General features: G+C 72.4%; 18 protein-coding genes. 9 read left to right on the top strand and 9 right to left on the bottom strand.

Annotation, left to right across the window (positions count from 1 at the left end; translation table 11 throughout):
• Positions 1-7 precede the first annotated feature (7 nt).
• Entirely contained in the window at positions 8-700 is a 693-nt protein-coding gene (locus tag DEJ13_RS14400; RefSeq protein WP_258374146.1) for a TetR/AcrR family transcriptional regulator, read from the top strand.
• 36 nt (positions 701-736) lie between these two features.
• Here DEJ13_RS14400 and DEJ13_RS14405 read toward each other — a convergent pair whose 3' ends face one another.
• From DEJ13_RS14405 to DEJ13_RS14425, 5 genes are all read right to left on the bottom strand, one after another.
• Entirely contained in the window at positions 737-964 is a 228-nt protein-coding gene (locus DEJ13_RS14405) for a helix-turn-helix domain-containing protein (protein ID WP_111107502.1), read from the bottom strand.
• Entirely contained in the window at positions 964-1,575 is a 612-nt protein-coding gene (locus DEJ13_RS14410; RefSeq protein WP_111107503.1) for a hypothetical protein, read from the bottom strand. The genes DEJ13_RS14405 and DEJ13_RS14410 overlap by 1 nt, the downstream gene beginning before the upstream one ends.
• A gap of 117 nt (positions 1,576-1,692) precedes the next feature.
• The gene (locus DEJ13_RS14415) at positions 1,693-2,181 is read right to left on the bottom strand and encodes a hypothetical protein (protein WP_111107504.1); all 489 of its coding nucleotides are present in this window, start codon (positions 2,179-2,181) and stop codon (positions 1,693-1,695) included.
• 130 nt (positions 2,182-2,311) lie between these two features.
• Positions 2,312-2,947 carry an MBL fold metallo-hydrolase gene (locus DEJ13_RS14420; protein WP_111107505.1) on the bottom strand — a complete coding sequence of 212 codons (636 nt, stop codon included), beginning with the start codon at positions 2,945-2,947 and terminating at the stop codon, positions 2,312-2,314.
• 21 nt (positions 2,948-2,968) lie between these two features.
• Positions 2,969-3,940 (bottom strand): AraC family transcriptional regulator, encoded by a 972-nt coding sequence (locus tag DEJ13_RS14425; protein ID WP_111107506.1) that lies wholly within the window; start codon positions 3,938-3,940, stop codon positions 2,969-2,971.
• Between the two features lie 153 nt (positions 3,941-4,093).
• Here DEJ13_RS14425 and DEJ13_RS14430 point away from each other — a divergent pair, with 153 nt between their 5' ends.
• The 5 genes from DEJ13_RS14430 (at position 4,094) to DEJ13_RS14450 (ending at position 8,224) form a co-directional block, all read left to right on the top strand.
• Positions 4,094-5,437 carry a flavin monoamine oxidase family protein gene (locus DEJ13_RS14430; RefSeq protein WP_111107569.1) on the top strand — a complete coding sequence of 448 codons (1,344 nt, stop codon included), beginning with the start codon at positions 4,094-4,096 and terminating at the stop codon, positions 5,435-5,437.
• Between the two features lie 33 nt (positions 5,438-5,470).
• On the top strand, positions 5,471-6,277 hold the full coding sequence (locus tag DEJ13_RS14435) for a LamB/YcsF family protein (RefSeq protein WP_111107507.1): 807 nt from the start codon (positions 5,471-5,473) through the stop codon (positions 6,275-6,277).
• Positions 6,274-6,951 (top strand): 5-oxoprolinase subunit B family protein, encoded by a 678-nt coding sequence (locus tag DEJ13_RS14440; RefSeq protein ID WP_111107508.1) that lies wholly within the window; start codon positions 6,274-6,276, stop codon positions 6,949-6,951. Before DEJ13_RS14435 ends, DEJ13_RS14440 begins: the two co-directional genes overlap by 4 nt.
• Complete coding sequence (locus DEJ13_RS14445) at positions 6,948-7,838, top strand: 5-oxoprolinase subunit C family protein (RefSeq protein WP_111107509.1); 891 nt, start codon at positions 6,948-6,950, stop codon at positions 7,836-7,838. The genes DEJ13_RS14440 and DEJ13_RS14445 overlap by 4 nt, the downstream gene beginning before the upstream one ends.
• Before the next feature lie 80 nt (positions 7,839-7,918).
• Positions 7,919-8,224: a putative quinol monooxygenase gene (locus DEJ13_RS14450; RefSeq protein ID WP_111107510.1), complete on the top strand. Its 306-nt coding sequence runs from the start codon at positions 7,919-7,921 to the stop codon at positions 8,222-8,224.
• Between the two features lie 195 nt (positions 8,225-8,419).
• On the opposite strand, the gene DEJ13_RS14455 is transcribed toward DEJ13_RS14450, so the two are convergent.
• The 3 genes from DEJ13_RS14455 to DEJ13_RS14465 are packed head-to-tail and all read right to left on the bottom strand — an operon-like array spanning position 8,420 to position 11,242.
• Positions 8,420-9,460, bottom strand: a complete 1,041-nt coding sequence (locus DEJ13_RS14455) for a DUF2891 family protein (RefSeq protein ID WP_111107511.1) — start codon at positions 9,458-9,460, stop codon at positions 8,420-8,422.
• Positions 9,447-10,538: a DUF979 domain-containing protein gene (locus DEJ13_RS14460; RefSeq protein ID WP_056119902.1), complete on the bottom strand. Its 1,092-nt coding sequence runs from the start codon at positions 10,536-10,538 to the stop codon at positions 9,447-9,449. The genes DEJ13_RS14455 and DEJ13_RS14460 overlap by 14 nt, the downstream gene beginning before the upstream one ends.
• A complete protein-coding gene (locus tag DEJ13_RS14465) occupies positions 10,535-11,242 on the bottom strand; it encodes a DUF969 domain-containing protein (protein ID WP_111107512.1) in 708 nt (235 codons plus the stop codon). The genes DEJ13_RS14460 and DEJ13_RS14465 overlap by 4 nt, the downstream gene beginning before the upstream one ends.
• 116 nt (positions 11,243-11,358) lie before the next feature.
• Between DEJ13_RS14465 and DEJ13_RS14470 the strand changes: the two genes are divergently transcribed.
• The 3 genes from DEJ13_RS14470 (at position 11,359) to DEJ13_RS14480 (ending at position 14,231) form a co-directional block, all read left to right on the top strand.
• Complete coding sequence (locus tag DEJ13_RS14470) at positions 11,359-12,000, top strand: GntR family transcriptional regulator (protein WP_111107513.1); 642 nt, start codon at positions 11,359-11,361, stop codon at positions 11,998-12,000.
• Between the two features lie 96 nt (positions 12,001-12,096).
• Positions 12,097-13,314 carry a glycoside hydrolase family 76 protein gene (locus DEJ13_RS14475; protein WP_111107514.1) on the top strand — a complete coding sequence of 406 codons (1,218 nt, stop codon included), beginning with the start codon at positions 12,097-12,099 and terminating at the stop codon, positions 13,312-13,314.
• 5 nt (positions 13,315-13,319) lie between these two features.
• The gene (locus tag DEJ13_RS14480; protein WP_146245275.1) at positions 13,320-14,231 is read left to right on the top strand and encodes an ROK family protein; all 912 of its coding nucleotides are present in this window, start codon (positions 13,320-13,322) and stop codon (positions 14,229-14,231) included.
• Here DEJ13_RS14480 and DEJ13_RS14485 read toward each other — a convergent pair.
• Positions 14,221-16,002, bottom strand: coding sequence for a class I mannose-6-phosphate isomerase (locus DEJ13_RS14485; protein WP_111107516.1), 1,782 nt, complete (start codon positions 16,000-16,002; stop codon positions 14,221-14,223). The genes DEJ13_RS14480 and DEJ13_RS14485 overlap by 11 nt on opposite strands.
• Positions 16,003-16,087 lie beyond the last annotated feature (85 nt).

Raw genomic sequence — 16,087 nt, forward strand, 5'->3', positions numbered from 1 at the left:
TGGTGCCGTGCCCGCCGACGACCGTCCCACCAGAGTCGGACGTCCCCGCGCCGCGGGCACCACCGACTCGGAGCTGTCGCCGCGGGAACAGATCCTCGACGCAGCCGCGGCGCTGTTCGTCGAGAACGGGTTCAGCGCCACGTCGACGCGCGCCATCGCGGACCGGGTCGGCATCCGGCAGGCCTCGCTGTACTACCACTTCGCCGGCAAGGACGACATGCTCGTCGAGCTGCTGACCACCTCGGTGCGCCCCAGCCTGGACGTGGTGCGCGGCCTCGAGCAGCGGGTCCCGGACGCGGCGAGCGCCGCCGGTGCGCTCGCCGCGCTGGTGCTCATCGACGTCGACACCCTGGTGCGCACGCCGCACAACATCGGCACGCTGTACCTGCTGCCCGAGGTGCAGGGCGAGCGGTACGACGGGTTCCGGGTCGAGCGTCGGGAGCTGCAGGACACCTACGGTCGACTGGGGTCGCTCGCCGCGACGCCCGATGTCACCGCGTCCCTGACCCCGACGCAGCTGGGCGGCCTGCTCATCCAGCTCGCCGAGACGGTGATCCAGCTGCGCCGTGCGGGCGACGTGCACGACACCGACCGGGACGCCATCGTCGCAACCTGCCTGCGGGCCTGCGGGCTCGACACGGCGGCGGTCGCCGTCGCCCGCCGTGATGCCGACTCCCTGCTGGCCGCAGCGGTCGTCTGACCCGGCCGCGGCCTCCCGTCCGTGGTGCCGGCGACGTCAGCGCCGGACGGAGAACACGTCGCCCGGCTGGCAGCCGAGCACCTCGCACAGCCGCGTCAGCGTCGAGAACCGGATCGCCCGCGCACGGTTGTTCTTCAGCACCGACAGGTTGACGACGGTGACGCCCACCCGGTCTGCCAGCTCGGTCAGGGTCATGTCGCGCTCGGCGAGCAGGTCGTCCAGGTGACAGACGACCGCGTGCGGTTCCTCGGACTCGGGCGGCATCAGACCAGTCCCGCCTGGTCGCGCACCATCCGCTGCGAGGCGGTCAGGGCGAACCGGAAGCAGATCACGAGCAGCAGCCCGAGGTAGACCGGCACGTACAGCGGGTCGAGCACGGGGTCGGGCAGTCGGCCCTCCCATCCCAGACCGGAGACCACCCAGTTCCAGCCCATCCTCCGGACGAACGCGGGCACGAACCCGGCGACGAAGACCGCGACCGCCAGCACGTCGAGGACCTTCGCCGTCGTGGCCTCGAACAGGCCCCCTCGCGAGATCCGCCACGCGACGGTGGCGACCAGGCCCACGAGCGCCGCGACGAACACGAGTTCCAGGGCGTCGCCGACGCGGATGTACCCGATCGCACCGGCCGGCACGTCGGCAGTCCGGACCAGCAGCGAGAGCTCGTCGGTCCGCACGGTCGCCCCGCCGGGCGGCTGCGGGACGGCACTGGTCGGGTCGACGTGCACCGGGACGGTGACGGTGCCGGTGCGGATCGACTCGGCCAGGTCGGCGACGTAGCGCCAGACCAGCAGTCCGATGCCGATCACGCAGGCGGCGACGTAGCCCAGGTAGGAGTTCCTGCCGCGGGGCGGGTCGTAGACGGGTGTGCTCATCGGTCCCTCTCCTGTCCGTCAGCGGTACCATCGATCATCGGTACCATCGAATGTCGATACAACGATGATCGATATGTGCTGACGTGTCAAGGGGAGCGGTCCCAGCCGAAGTCCCCGTCAGCGCTCGGTGTCCTCGGTGATGCGCTCGCCGGTCTCCGGGTCCCAGCCGAGGGTCTTCGGTTCCACGCGGCGCGGCCGGCGCTCCGCCTTCGGGAACCACTCGCGCGCCGACGGCAGGTAGCTCAGCACGGCGGCGACCGCCAGCGCGATCGGCCCGACGATCGTCCAGTCCGGCGGGGTGGTCACCAGTCCGACCAGCGTCGACACCACGGCGAGTCCGGCGAAGATCGCGAGCCACAGCCGCGCGGTCCCCGAGCCGCGCCACATCCGCTGTGCGAGGAAGGCGAAGAACAGCGTCAGGGCGAGGAAGAGGACACCACCCACCACGGTGGCGACGAGCAGGCCGGTGTCCTCGGTGTCCAGGCTGACGAGCAGCCGTGGGACAACGACGGCCAAGCGGACGATCGAGACCACCCACCAGATCGCCGCCGCGATCGTGACGGCCGTCGGCCGTGCCGTCCTGGTCGGTGTTGCCTGTGCGTCCATGACTGCACCTTGGCAGCACGTGAGGCCCGGTGCCAACCGACACCCCTCCGTCGCAGGCTCCGTCGGCGCGCCCCGCGTGGCGCTGGCGCGCCACCGCCGTGCGGGGCGCGCCAGTCCTGGGGACAGCCGATCAGAGCGTGATGGTCTCGCCGTCCGCCAGCGTCACCAGCTCGGTCCCCGTGAGCTGCTGCGCGAACTGGGCGAACGAGCCCCTGCCCGCGTCGCTGAGCATCAGGTCGTGGATCTGCACGGCGCGCGACGGGTGCACGGCACGGACGAAGTCGACGAGCTCGCCGAGCTTCGCCCACGGTCCGGAGGTCGGGACGAGCAGGGTCTCGACGGCGACCTCGGGCACGAAGTACGCGTCTCCGGGGTGGTACACGGCGCCGTCGACGACGTAGCCGACGTTGCTCATGAGCGGGATGTCCGCGTGGATGACGGCGTGGTCGCCGCCGACGACCTGCACCGAGAAGCCCGCAGCGTCGAACGTGTCCCCGGGTGCGACGGTCGTGACGCGGCCGTCGTGGCCCCCGAGCGCCTCGGTGACGCTCGCCGGGGCCCAGACGCGCAGTTCGGGCTGGGCGTCGAGTGCGGCGGTCAGCACGTCGGCGTCGAGGTGGTCCGGGTGGTCGTGGGTGACGAGGACCGCGGTGGTGCGGGCGACCAGGTCCGCGGAGTTCGGCGTGTAGGCGCCCGGGTCGATCACGAGGGTGGTGTCGTCCTTGGTGAGCACGACGGTGGCGTGGGTGTACTTCGTGAGGTCCATGCAGACGATTCTGCGCCTCGGTCAGGACGAGCGGCGCAGCGTGTGCCGCGGGTACTCCCCGAACCGGGCGGCGTACTCCGCCGAGAAGCGCCCCATGTGGGTGAAGCCCCAGGCGCGCGCCACGTCGGCGACCGACGCCTCTCCCGGGCCGGTCAGGAGCAGCTGGTCGCGGGCGCCCTGCAGCCGCAGTTCGCGGAGGTAGGCCATCGGGGTCTGCTCGAGCGAGCGTTGGAACGAGTCCTGCAGTCCTCGGATGCTCAACCCGGCGGCATCGGCGACCGCACCGACGGTCACCGCCTCGTGGGCGTGCGCCTCGAGGTACTCGAGCGCGGTCCGGAGCCGGGCACCGGCGCGCTGCGACGGCTCGGCCGCGAGCGGCCCGGTCTGCAGCGGGTACAGCCGGAGCAGGGCGCGGGCGACCTCGCGCTGCGCCTCGTGCCAGGCGAGTGATCCGACCCCGCCGGCGTGCAGCGCACGCATCGCCCCGGCGACGGCCGTACGCCAGGCCGCGATGCTCGTGGCATCGGGCGTGACGCGGTGGTCGAACGCGAGCGGACCGACGGCGGAGAGCCCCGCCTCCTCGGCCACGGTGCGCACCAGGTCCTGCCCGAGGTGCACGAGCCGCTGGTCCCAGTCCTGGTACTCCATCCGGAAGCGTCGCCCGACCGGGAACAGCGTCGGGACGCCCGGTTCCATCCGGACCTCGTCGCGTCCGACGTCGACCCGGGCGGTGCCGCGGTCGAGCCACTGCACGACGACCTCACCCTCGGTCGCCACGTCGCCGCGAAGGTACCCGTGCATCTGCGAACGACGGACGCTCAGCTGGTCGTCGCCGACTGCGACGTACTTGTACCAGTACTGCTGGTCCAGCGCGGACGAGTACCAGGTCCGGCCGGCGTACATGCCCGCGAGGGACGTGATCGCCGAGTCCGTGTCCTGTCCGGCGACGGCGACCAGTGCCGTCGTCGCGGGTCGCGACGTCGTCTCGTTCATGCTTCCACCATCCTCGACAACCCGTGGATCCGCGACGTGCTCGCGTTTCGCGGATCGTCGGGACCGGACCGCCTGGAGGCCCGGTGCCGGTCCGACGGACCGGGACCGGGCCTCCAGGCGGTCACCGTCAGTGCGGTCGTGTTGACTGCGGCCATGGAACGGTTCGACACCATCGTCGTCGGGGCCGGCATCGCCGGGCTCACCGCCGCACGACTGCTGACGACATCCGGTCAGGACGTCGTCGTGCTCGAGGCCCGCGACCGGGTCGGCGGGCGCGTGTGGACGGACCGGTCGGACGGCCGGGCCACGGACCTCGGCGCGTCGTGGATCCACGGTGTCGACGGCAGCCCGGTCGCGGCCGCGGCGCACGCGTTCGGCATGCCGACGGTCGAGTTCACCGTCGGCGGCTACCAGACCGACAGCCGGCCGATCAGCTACGCCGGACCCGACGGCCGCCTGCTCGACCCCGCGGCGACCCGGCGCTTCGTCGCGGACGTGCGCGCCGTCGACGCCGCACTGGTCCCGGTGATCGCGGCCTCGGCACCGGAGGCCACCTACCGCGACGTGACCGAGGCGGCGCTCGCCCAGCAGGACTGGCCCGCGGACCGTGTCGAGCGGGTCCGCGAGCACCTCGCCCACCGCAGCGAGGAGCAGTACGGGGTCACGATCGCGGGACTCGCCGCGCACGGGCTCGACGACGACGCGATCGACGGCGACGAGGTCGTGTTCCCCGAGGGCTACGACGCGCTCGCGACGCACCTGGCCGAGGGACTCGACGTGCGACTCGGCCACGTGGTCGAGCGCGTGGCGTGGTCGGGGTCCGGCGCCGTCGTGTCGGCCGGGACGACGTCGTTCGCGGCGGACGCCGTCGTCGTGACCGTGCCCGTCGGGGTCCTGCAGTCCGGTGCGTTCGTGATCGAGCCGCCCCTGCCCGACGCACACCGGGCGGCGCTCGGCCGCCTCCGGATGAATGCGTTCGAGAAGGTGGTCCTGCGCTTCCCGACACGGTTCTGGGCACCGGCCGACGGCTCCGACGTCTACGGCATCCGACAGCTCGGTCCCGAGGGGCGCTGGTGGCACTCCTGGTACGACCTGACCCGGCTCGACGACGAGCCGACCCTGCTGACGTTCGCCGCCGGTCCCGCAGCACTGGGCATCCGCGGGTGGAGCGACGAGCAGGTGGCCGCGTCCGTGCTCGAGCAGCTGCGGCGACTGTTCGGGCCCGAGGTCCCGGAGCCCACGAGCGTCCACGTCACGGCGTGGCAGGACGACCCCTTCGCACGCGGTTCGTACGCGTACATGACACCCGGCTCGCGCACGAGCGACCACGACGACCTGGCCGTCCCGGTCGGCGGCGGCGTGCTGCACCTGGCCGGCGAGGCCACCTGGACCGACGACCCGGCGACGGTCACCGCGGCGATGCGCTCCGGCGAGCGCGCGGCCGGTGCTGTGATCGGGCACCCGGTCGTGCTGGAGTTCCCGGAGCCACCTCGGTAGATTGTTGAACAACCTCGGCGACAGGGAGCCCTCGTGACGACGATCGACCTCAACAGCGACCTCGGCGAGGGCTACGGCGCCTGGCCGATGGGCGACGACCCCGCGATGCTCGACGTCGTCTCGAGCGCGAACATCGCGTGCGGGGCCCACGCCGGCGACCCCGTGATCATGCTCGCGACCGCCCGCGCCGCCGCTGCCCGCGGTGTGGCCGTCGGCGCCCACGTGGCTTACCGCGACCTCGCCGGCTTCGGGCGACGCCCGGTCCACGTCACGCCGGACGAGCTGTACGCCGACGTCGTCCACCAGCTCGGTGCGATGACCGCGGCGGCGCACGTCGCCGGCACGGCTGTCACCTACGTCAAGCCCCACGGAGCGCTCTACAACACGGCCTGCGCCGACCCGGTCCAGGCCGAGGCCGTCGTCCGCGCGGTCGCCGACGTGGACCCGACGCTCGCGGTGCTGGCGCTGCCCGACTCGGAGCTGCTGCACGCGGCCGACCGACGTGGTCTCCGTGCGGTCTCCGAGTCCTTCGCCGACCGGGCGTACGAACCCGACGGCTCGCTCGTGTCGCGCAGCACCCCGGGCTCGGTGCTGCACGACCCGGACCAGGTCGCCGCACGGGTGCTCAGGATGGTCACGGACGGCGTCGCAACGGCGATCGACGGTTCCGAGATCCGGGTGCGCGCCGAGTCGGTGTGCGTGCACGGGGACTCCCCCTCGGCGGTCGCGATGGCGCGGGCGATCCGGACGCTGCTGACCACGCAGGGCGTCGGCATCGCGCCGTTCGCGCCAGTCGCGCCCGCTGTGCCGGTCGTGCCGGTCGTGCCGGTCGTGCCGTGACGCTCGACCTGCGTCCGGCGGGCGGCGCCGCACTGCTGGCCACGTTCGACTCGCTCGCGGCGGTCGTCGCCTTCCGGTCCGCGCTCCCCACGGGTCTGCCGGGTGTGACCGAGGTGGTGTCCGGCGCCCGCTCGCTGCTGTTCCGGTTCGACGCCACCACCGACGCCGGGCGACTCGCCGCGGCGCTCGACGCGGTCCCGCTCGACGCCGCCGCCGGTGAACCCGGGGCCGCCGGTGAACCCGAGGCCGCCGGTGAACCCGAGGCCGCAGTGGAGCCTGCCACCACCAGCGAGCCCGTCGTCGTCGCCGTGACCTACGACGGTGAGGACCTCGCCACCGTCGCTGCCCTCGTCGGCATGTCCACGTCCGACCTCGTCGCCTGGCACACCGGTCAGGTCTGGACGAGCGCGTTCTGCGGGTTCGCGCCCGGCTTCAGCTACCTGACGGGCACGGCGCCGTCCCTCGACCTGCCCCGACGGTCCAGCGCCCGGACGGCCGTCCCGAGCGGGGCGGTGGCCATGGCCGGCGAGTTCAGCGCCGTCTACCCGCGGACGTCTCCCGGCGGGTGGCAGCTCATCGGGCGCACCGACGTGCCGATGTGGTCACTCGACCGCGACCCGCCGGCGCTCGCTCCTGCCGGCACGCGGGTCCGGTTCGTGGCAGTGCACCCATGAGCACGCTGACGGTCGTCCACGTGGGCTACGGCGTCACCACCCAGGACGGAGGCCGCCCCGGTTTCAGCGACATGGGCCTCGGTGCGGCCGGCGCCGCCGACCGCGGTGCGGCGGCGCTGGCCAACCGGATGGTCGGCAACCGTCCCGACGCCGCCGTCCTGGAGGCCCTGCTCGGCTCCGTCGCACTGCGGTCCGATGCGCACGTGGTCGCCGCGGTGACCGGCGCACCGTGCCCGGTCGAGGTCGAGCACGCGGACGGCCGGGTCCGCGGCGCAGCCTCGCACGAGGTCGTGCTGCTCGCCCCCGGGGACACCCTGCGCATCGGGATGCCACCGAGCGGGCTGCGCGCCATGGTCGCCGTCCGGGGTGGGATCGCCGTCGAACCGGTCCTGGGCAGCCGCTCGTGGGACTCGCTCGCACGGCTCGGCCCGGCACCCCTTGCCGCCGGTGACGTCCTGCCGATCGGGGCGGATGCCGACGCATGGTCCTGGCCGGTCGTCGACGCCGTCGCACCGCCCCTCGGGCCGACCCCGGGCGAACCGGTCGTGCTCGACGTCACCGCCGGCCCGCGCGACGACTGGTTCACCCCGTCGTGGCGGTCCGTCCTGACCGAGCAGGACCACCACGTCAGCGCCGACAGCGACCGGGTCGGCGTCCGGACCACGGCCGAGACCGCGCTCGTCCGGGCCGTCACGCATGAACTCCCGAGCGAGGGGGTCGAGCTGGGCTCGCTGCAGGTCCCGCCCGACGGCCACCCGGTGCTCTTCCTCGCCGACCACCCGGTCACCGGCGGCTACCCCGTCGTCGCGGTCATGACGCCGGCGTCCGTCGACCGGGCAGCGCAGCTCCGCCCGGGAGACCGCGTCCGCTTCCGGCTGCTCCAGTGAGGAACAAGCGCGGGTCTCCCCGAGTTGGCTCGCAGTGCGGGGCCTGATCGGGTCACGCACCACGACCGGAAGGTGTCCCCATGTCGATGACAGTGTTCCTCGAGGTCCGCTTGCGCGACGACCTGTCGACCGAGACGATCGAGTCCGCGATCCGCGAGACCCTCGCGCAGACGGCGGAGTTCCCCGGCAACGAGTCACTCGAGGTCCTGGTCGACGACGCCGACGCATCCCGCCTCGTGGTACTCGAACGGTGGGCGAGCACCGCTGACCACGACGCATACGTCGCCTGGCGCGCCACCTCGGAGGGCCGGGCCGAGGCACTCGCAGCAGTGCTGGCCGAGCCGCCCGTCACGCGGACCTTCGACCGGAGCATCACGCTGGCGTAGCGGACCCGCAGGCATCTCCGTCCGCGTGGTTGACGAATCTGGTCGACGGGATCCGGGTCGACACCACCGGATTCGTCAACCAGCGCAGCGGACGCGACCGTCCGCGTCGGACGCGACCGTCCGCGTCGGACCCGAACGTCAGCGTCGGACCCGACCATCCGCGTCGGACCCGACCGTCAGCGTCGGACGCGACCGTCAGCGGGCGTCGTGTTCCCGGGCCTCCATCGCGTCCCAGGCGAAACTCGCCAGCCAGTGGGTGGAGTAGTACTCCTCGCCCACGCTCGCCTGCAGCCCCGACGCCAGCAGCCGGTCGGCCGCGCCGCCGAGCAGGTCCGCCAGCGTGACGTCGGCCGGGTCAGCTGACCGCAGCGCGTCCGCGATGCGTCGGGCAGCACCGGCACGCGACAGGTCGAGCCCGAACAGGTGCACCTGCTGTGGGTCGTTCTCGTCGCGCACCACGGTCGGGGTCAGGACCGCGTCACCGGGACGGACCTCGGCGAAGAACGCGCGGGCCCACGGTGCGAACTCCGCCACGGGCAGCACCGCCCGCATCAGGTCGGCCTCGGCGAACCCGGCGGACAGGAAGTCGTGCCCGCTGCGCTCCCAGGCGAACGGCCAGCCGGCGTCGTCGCCGAACCAGTCGCGCGCAGCCTGGGACACCGTCGCCGCGAGCTCGTCACGGCCCAGGGAGCGTGCGGCGTCGAGCACGAGCAGCAGCCCGAAGGCGGAGTTGCTGTGCACGCCGTGCCGGACGGGGTGCGCGGCGCCGGAGACCCAGCGGGTGACGAGGTCCTCGAGCACGTCGACGACGGGGACGAACCCCGGCGCGAGGGCGCGGATCGCCGGCGCTTCGGACCCGGTGGCCTCGGCCGCCAACTTCATCAGCCAGGCCCACCCGTACGGGCGCTCGTAGTGCGGGGTCTGCCGGAGGTAGGCCGCCTCGGTGGCCAGGTGCTCTGCGCGCAGGTGGGCCTGCAGGACGGGGACGAGCCGTGCCTCCAGGGTGGGTGCCAGCCCGGACGCGACCAACCGCGCGGCGAGCCAGTGCATGTGGACCGACGAGTGCCAGTCGTACGAGGTGGCGAACGACGGGTGGAGCTCGGCGGGCAGGGCCCGGTCGTCCGGACTCACCGTCGTGTGCTGCGCCGCGTACGGGTACTCGCGGGTGGTGTTCTCCGCGGCGACCGCGGCGAACCGTTCGGCCCAGACCGCGCGGTCGAGATCAGAATGCGACAAGGTACATGACCCCCATGTTGACGACGAGCAGGATGGCGGCCGTCGGGATCTGGGCCTTGATCGGGCCGTACTTGTCCCGCATCTCGAGCAGCGCGGCCGGGACGAGGTTGAAGTTCGCTGCCATCGGGGTCACGAGGGTGCCGCAGAAGCCGGCGAGCATGCCGATGGCGAAGATCGCTGCGGGGTTGCCGTCGAAGCCCTGCACCAGGACCGGCCAGCCGATCGCGGCGGTCATGATCGGGAACGCAGCGAACGCGTTGCCCATGATGACGGTGAACAGCGCCATGCCGAGGCAGTAGACGACGACCGCGGCGAGCAGCGAACCGCTCGGCAGGATCGTCTTGATGATCGTGCCGACCGCGTCGCCGACCCCCGCCTGGGTGAACACGATGCCGAGCGTGGAGAGCATCTGCGGGAGCAGCGCTGCCCAGCCGATGGCCTGCAGGAGCCGGCCGCCCTCGCGGATGGGGGTGGCGATCTTGGGTGGGCGCAGGACGAACACGGCGACGACCACGGCCAGGACCGATCCGATGCCGAGTCCGGTCAGGGTCGCGCTGCCCTCGGCGAGCAACGGCGTGCCACCGATCTGGACGAGCGGGCCGAGCGTGGCGACCAGGACGGCGACCACCGGGACCACCAGTGCGGGGATGAAGAGCCGGTTGCCGAAGCGCGTTGCGGAGGCTGCGCGCTCATCGGGGCTGGTGGTCGCGAGCACGCTCGTGCTGTCGCTCGACTGGCGGGCCATCGCGCCGGTGGGTTCCGCCGGGCCGGTCTCGGCGCCGACGCCCGCGCCCGGGATGCTCGCGACGCGGGTGCGGCTCGGCCGGCCACCCCTGGCCGTGGTGCCGGTGAAGCCGAGGCCGGCGAGGGCCACCATCACCAGGACCGCGATGCCGAGCACCCACGACGGAGCGGTCTTGGCGGCGACGAACGTGCCGTAGAAGAAGGAGACGCCGAGGATGCCCCAGAAGGCCGCGTTGCCGAGGCGCTTGGCGTGCTCCCGGTCCGTGACGATGAGGACCGCGACGGCGATGAAGAACGCGCCGATGAGCCAGTAGAGCCATTCGCTGGTGATCACGCTGCGACCCCCGTGGTGGTCGGGGCGCCGCGCATGTCCGCTGCCATCCGGTCGAGCTTGCGGTCGAACAGCAGCAGCCGTGTGCCGTGGACCAGCAGCGCGACGATGCCCGTCGGGATCGCCCAGAGCGCGAGGTCGATCGGCTCGAGCGCCAGGTCGTACGTCGCGTCGACGAAGGTCGTGATGAGCAGGATCGAGCCGACCGCGACGAAGACGTCCTCACCGAAGAACACGCCGACGGTGTCGGAGGACGCGGAGAAGCCCTTGATCTTCTCGCGCATCGGGTCGTCCACGCGGCCGTACTTCTTGATGGCGGCGCCCTCGGCCATCGGGTACACCAGCGGGCGCACCGTCTGGGCCGGACCACCGATGCTCGTCAGGCCCACGGCGGCGGTGACCTGCCGGATCGCGAGGTACCCGGCGAGCAGCCGCCCGGTGGTCAGCTTGTCGAGCTTCGCGATGAGCCGCTTGGCCTGGTCTTGCAGACCGTAGCGCTCGATCAGGCCGATGACCGGCAGCACGAGCGCGAAGGTCGTGACGCTGCGGCTGGAGGCGAAGCCGTCGCCGAACGCGGTGAGGATGCCGACGGGACCGATCCCGCCGATGGCCGCGGTGACGATCCCCGCGACGGTGACGACGAGCAGCGCGTTGACGCGCAGTGCGAAGCCGATGATGACGACGGCGACGCCGATGAGGACGAACATGCGGGACAGTCTGGACCGCATTGTTCAACAATCACAAGGTCCGTTCGCGACTTGTAACACGCCGGTCACACGAGCCCCCTGTGGAGGCCCCCCCCCGGCCATGTCAGGATCGGGGCATGAGCCGAACCGTCAGCGGCGCCGAGTCCTCCGCGACCCGACTGCGCACGATGATCGCGTCCGGCGACTTCGCGCCGGGGACGCAGCTGTCCGAGGAGCGCCTGAGCGACCAGCTCGGTGTCTCGCGGAACACGCTGCGCGAGGCCTTCCGCCTGCTCGCACGCGACCGGCTCGTCGAGCACGTCTTCAACCGCGGCGTCTTCGTCCGACGCCTCTCCGAGGCCGACGTCGCCGACCTCTACGCCGCGCGCCGCGTGCTCGAGGAGGCCGCGATCCGGTCGTCCACGCCGGACTCCCCCGCCCTCGCGGAGGCCGCCGACGCCGTCCGCGCCGCGCGCACGGCAGCCGCCGACGGCGACTGGCACATGGTCGGGACCGCCGACATCCGGTTCCATGCGGCCCTCGTGCGCGGTGTGCCGAGCGAGCGGATCTGGGGCCTGATGGACGGTCTGCTCGCGGAGATGCGCCTGGCGTTCCTCGAGACCGACGACCCCGCCACGTTCCACGCCGGGTTCGTGGACCGCAACGAGGCCATCGTCATCGCACTCCGCACGGGCGACCGGGACGCGGCATCGGCGCTGCTCGCCGACTACCTCGACGACGCGGAGCAGACGCTGCGCTCGGCCGCCGCCCGGGACTGACGGACTGGAGGCCCGGTGCCGGCCCGCCTCGTCCGCTCGCTTGCCGAAGGGCTGCTCCCGGTTTATGGTAACGATACCAATCGAAGGAGAGCGACGATGCTCAGCTCGACACCAACGCGCACCGCACGCGGGATGCAGCTCACCGCGGCCACGATCGTCCTCGGCGTCGCCGTGGCCGGGGCACCGCAGGCCGCATCGGCCGTGACCACGGCTCCAGACGCCGTCTGGCAGCAGCGTGCGAGCGCCACGTACGACGCGATGCAGGACTCCCTGTACACCGGCGCCGCCGGCCACAGGCTCTACCGCGAGAACACCGACACCAGCACCGGCAACCCGTACTCGTTCCTCTGGGAGTACCGCGAGGCGACGCAGGCCGCGCTCGACCTGCAGGGGATCGACGGCGTCGGCCCCGCCTACGCGAACTCCGCGGCCGCACGCGTCGCCGGGTTCGAGCAGTACCACGCCGTCGCACCGGGCGGACGCGCCGGGTACGAGTCCTCCCTGCCGGCGCCGCTCGGTACCGGTGGCGACGTGTACTACGACGACAACGCCGTGGTGGGGCTGTCCTTCGTCAGCCAGTACCAGGCCACGAAGGACCCTGCGGTGCTCGACCACGCCCGCGCCGCGTTCGACGTCGCCGTCCGGAGCTGGAACACCGACGGATCGCTGACGTGCCCGGGCGGCTCCGACTGGATCGACCGGCCGGACAACACGACGCGGGCGGCGAACGTCACGGGCCTCACCGCCCAGCTCGCCGCGCACCTGTACGAGGAGACGAACGACTCGTCCTACCTCCGCTGGAGCACGAAGCTGTACGACTGGAACAACCGGTGCCTGCGCCAGTCCGCCGGCCTGTACCAGAACAGCCGCGCCGACGACGGTACCGTGGACCCGACGCTCTGGACGTACAACTCCGGCGCGATGATCGGGACGGCCACGATCCTGTACCGGGCGACGGACGACCCGAAGTACCTGCGGCAGGCGACCGCGGCGGCGCGTGCGTCCCTGAAGTACTGGACGGCGGACGACCGGCTGCAGCAGCAGCCCGCCGTCTTCAACGCCTTCTACCTCAAGGACCTGCTGCTGCTGGACTCGGTGCAGCACGACCCGTCGTACCGGGCCGCGGCCGAGCAGTGGGCGACCGCGACGTGGCGGGACAACCGCGACGCCGCGACCGGCCTGTTCCACTTCCAGCCGAGCGGCGGCGGCGACCCCGACTGGGACCGCCCCGCCGCGACGCTCGACCAGGCGGCGATGATCCAGGTCTTCGCCGCGCTGGGCTGGTCGTCCGACCGGCTCGGGGACGTCAGTTGACCTCGGTGCCACCGACCGCGGCCCCCGTCGGCGTCATGGACGTCGGCGGGGGCCACGTCACCGCCGCGGTGATCGACCCGTCGGCGGTCGACCGTGTCCTGGTCGAACGCGACGCACCGGTCGACCCGCACGCGCACCGCGACGCCCTGCTCGACCAGCTCGCCGGCCCCGGTCGGGCACTCGCGCGGCCAGGGGAACTGCAGGGGTGGTCGATCGCCATGCCCGGACCGTTCGACGCCGAGGCCGGCGTCGGCACCTTCGCCGGAGTGGACAAGTTCCAGGCGCTCGCGGGCGTCGACCTGCGCGGCGCCCTCGCGGTCCGGCTCGGCGTCGTTCCGGGCGCGGTCCGGTTCGTCAACGACGCCGTGGCCTACGGGATCGGCGAGTGGGCGGGTGGTGCCGGGGCGCACGTCGACCGGATGGTCTGCGTCACGCTCGGCACCGGCGTCGGGTCGTCGTTCCTGCACGCCGGCGTCGCGGTCGACTCCGGTCCGGACCTGCCCGACCACGGCGAGGTGCACCGGCTGACGATCGACGGTCGCCCGCTCGAGGAGACGGTCTCGTCCGCGGCGCTGCGCCGCGCCGACCGCGACCAGTCCGGTGTGTCCCGGACGGTCGAACAGCTGTGCGCGGCGGCCCGGGCCGGCGAGCCCGCCGCCGTCAGCGTGACGGCCGCGGCGATGCACGCACTGGGCGCGGCGCTGCGCCCGTGGGTCGGCCGCTTCGGTGCGACGCGGGTCGTCGTCGGTGGCTCCATCGCCCGGTCGTGGGACGTCATCGGACCGCCACTCGCCGACTGTCTGCACGACAGTGGCGCCGACAGCACGCTCGAGGTGCTCCCGGCGACACTCGGGGCACGCGCACCGCTGGTCGGTGCCGCGGTCGCTTGGACGCGCGCGACCGGGCTCAGTCGCTGAGGCCGGTCCCCCGTACCGACGCCTTCACGGTGCCGAGTCGTTGTCCGACTCCCCGCCCGCACGGCCGGATCGTGTACCGCCCGACGCTCGCCGGCACGATGAACGTCTCGGCGTAGTGCACGACGAACGGGTCGAACGCACCGTCGGGGCTCTCGACGACGGCCTCGGCACCCTCGACCAGGTTCAGGACGTTCACGGTGCCGTCCGTGTCGTGCGGCACCACCCCGTCGAACCAGTGGCGACGGACCTCGATGAACTCGAGCTCGTGCAGCCCGGTCCGTTCCTCGACCCAGCCGTCGCCACGTGCCACCTCGGTCACCTGGTTGACGAGCTCCTCGCGAGCGAAGTCGGTACGGCGGTCCCACTGGATGTTCGCGAAGGCGTGGTCGAGGTGCACCGGGCGCGGGACGCCGTCGAGCCCGACCCGGCCCCAGTCCCACATCTTGAACGTGAAGATGTACGGCGTCGCGGAGATCTCGAGGACCATCGAGTCCGCGCCGGAGCAGTGCACGGTGCCCGCGGGGATCAGGAAGTGGTCGTGCTTCGCCGCCGGGAACGTGTTGACGAACGCGTCGGCGGCGAAGGGCTCCTGCCCGTCGGACGCCGACCGGAGCGCGGCCTGCATCGCGACGGGGTCGGCGTCGTCGCGCACCCCCAGGTAGACGACGGCGCCGTCGGCCGCGTCGAGCATGTAGTAGCTCTCGTCCTGGGTGTAGGGCATGCCGAAGGTGTTCTGCATGTAGTCGGTGAGCGGGTGCACCTGGAGCGACAGGTTCCCGCCGTCCATGGTGTCGAGGAAGTCGAACCGGATCGGGAACTCGGCACCGAACCGAGCGTGGGTCTTGACGCCGAGGAGCTCGCGCGGGTGCCGGAACACCAGGTCGAGTGCGGGCAGCTCGACCACCGTGTCGCCGATCCGGAACAGCAGGCTGTTCTCCTCGGGCACGCAGTCGAAGCACCAGGCGTAGTTGTCCGCGTCCCCGACCTCGAGCACCTCCTTCATCCACTGGCCGCCCCACACACCGGGATCGAAGAACGGCACGACCCGGAAGGGTCGGCGGCTCGCGATCTCCAGCCCGGCGCGGAACGTCGTCGCCTCGATCAGCTTGGCGTCGGCCATCGACCCGTTCGCGTCGAGCACCAGGTCGATCCGGTCGAACAGGGTCCGCTTGTGCCGGTCCGCCGCACGCCACTCGACGAAGTACCCGCGCTTGACCTTGCGTAGCTGGTCCTCGTCACCGTTGTCGGCCCGCCAGTTCGGCGCTCCGGCACGCTGTCGACGCTGGATCTCCCAGCGGGCCAGGTCGGCGAGCACCACGGTGCCGAAGTCGATCGGCACCAGCGTGGCACCCCAGCCGAACACGACCACGGGGCCGACGGCAGCACGGACGCGCTCGGCCACGGCGGCCAGACGGTCGGAGTCGTAGAAGTCGGACAGCACCTGGTGCCCGAGGACCCCGAACACGCGGTCGTCGGTGAGGTTCGCGGCGATGCGCTCCTCGATCACGGCGTTCGGCAGGGCGGCCGCGTCCTCGACGTCGATGAGGACGGCGTCGGGTGCCACGGCCGCGAGTTCGCGCCGCAGGCCCGACAGGTCACTGCCTGGGTAGGTGTCGATCGCCATCGCGCGACCGACGCCCGCGGCCAGGCGTTCCGCCAGGTGCTGCCACGCCGCCGGCCCCTGCCAGGCGTCGTGGCCCGTCGGGAGCTCGATGACGGGCGCCTTGTCGTACTGGCCGGCGGTCACGCCGGTGGGCAGGAACGTGGACATGGGTCCCCTTTCGCGCTGATAACGTTACCAACCATATCGCCGAAGGACGCGGAGAACGCAAGCCGGGCCTCCAGTGCGACCTGGG

The organism is Curtobacterium sp. MCLR17_007, assembly GCF_003234655.2.
GTDB lineage: Bacteria > Actinomycetota > Actinomycetes > Actinomycetales > Microbacteriaceae > Curtobacterium.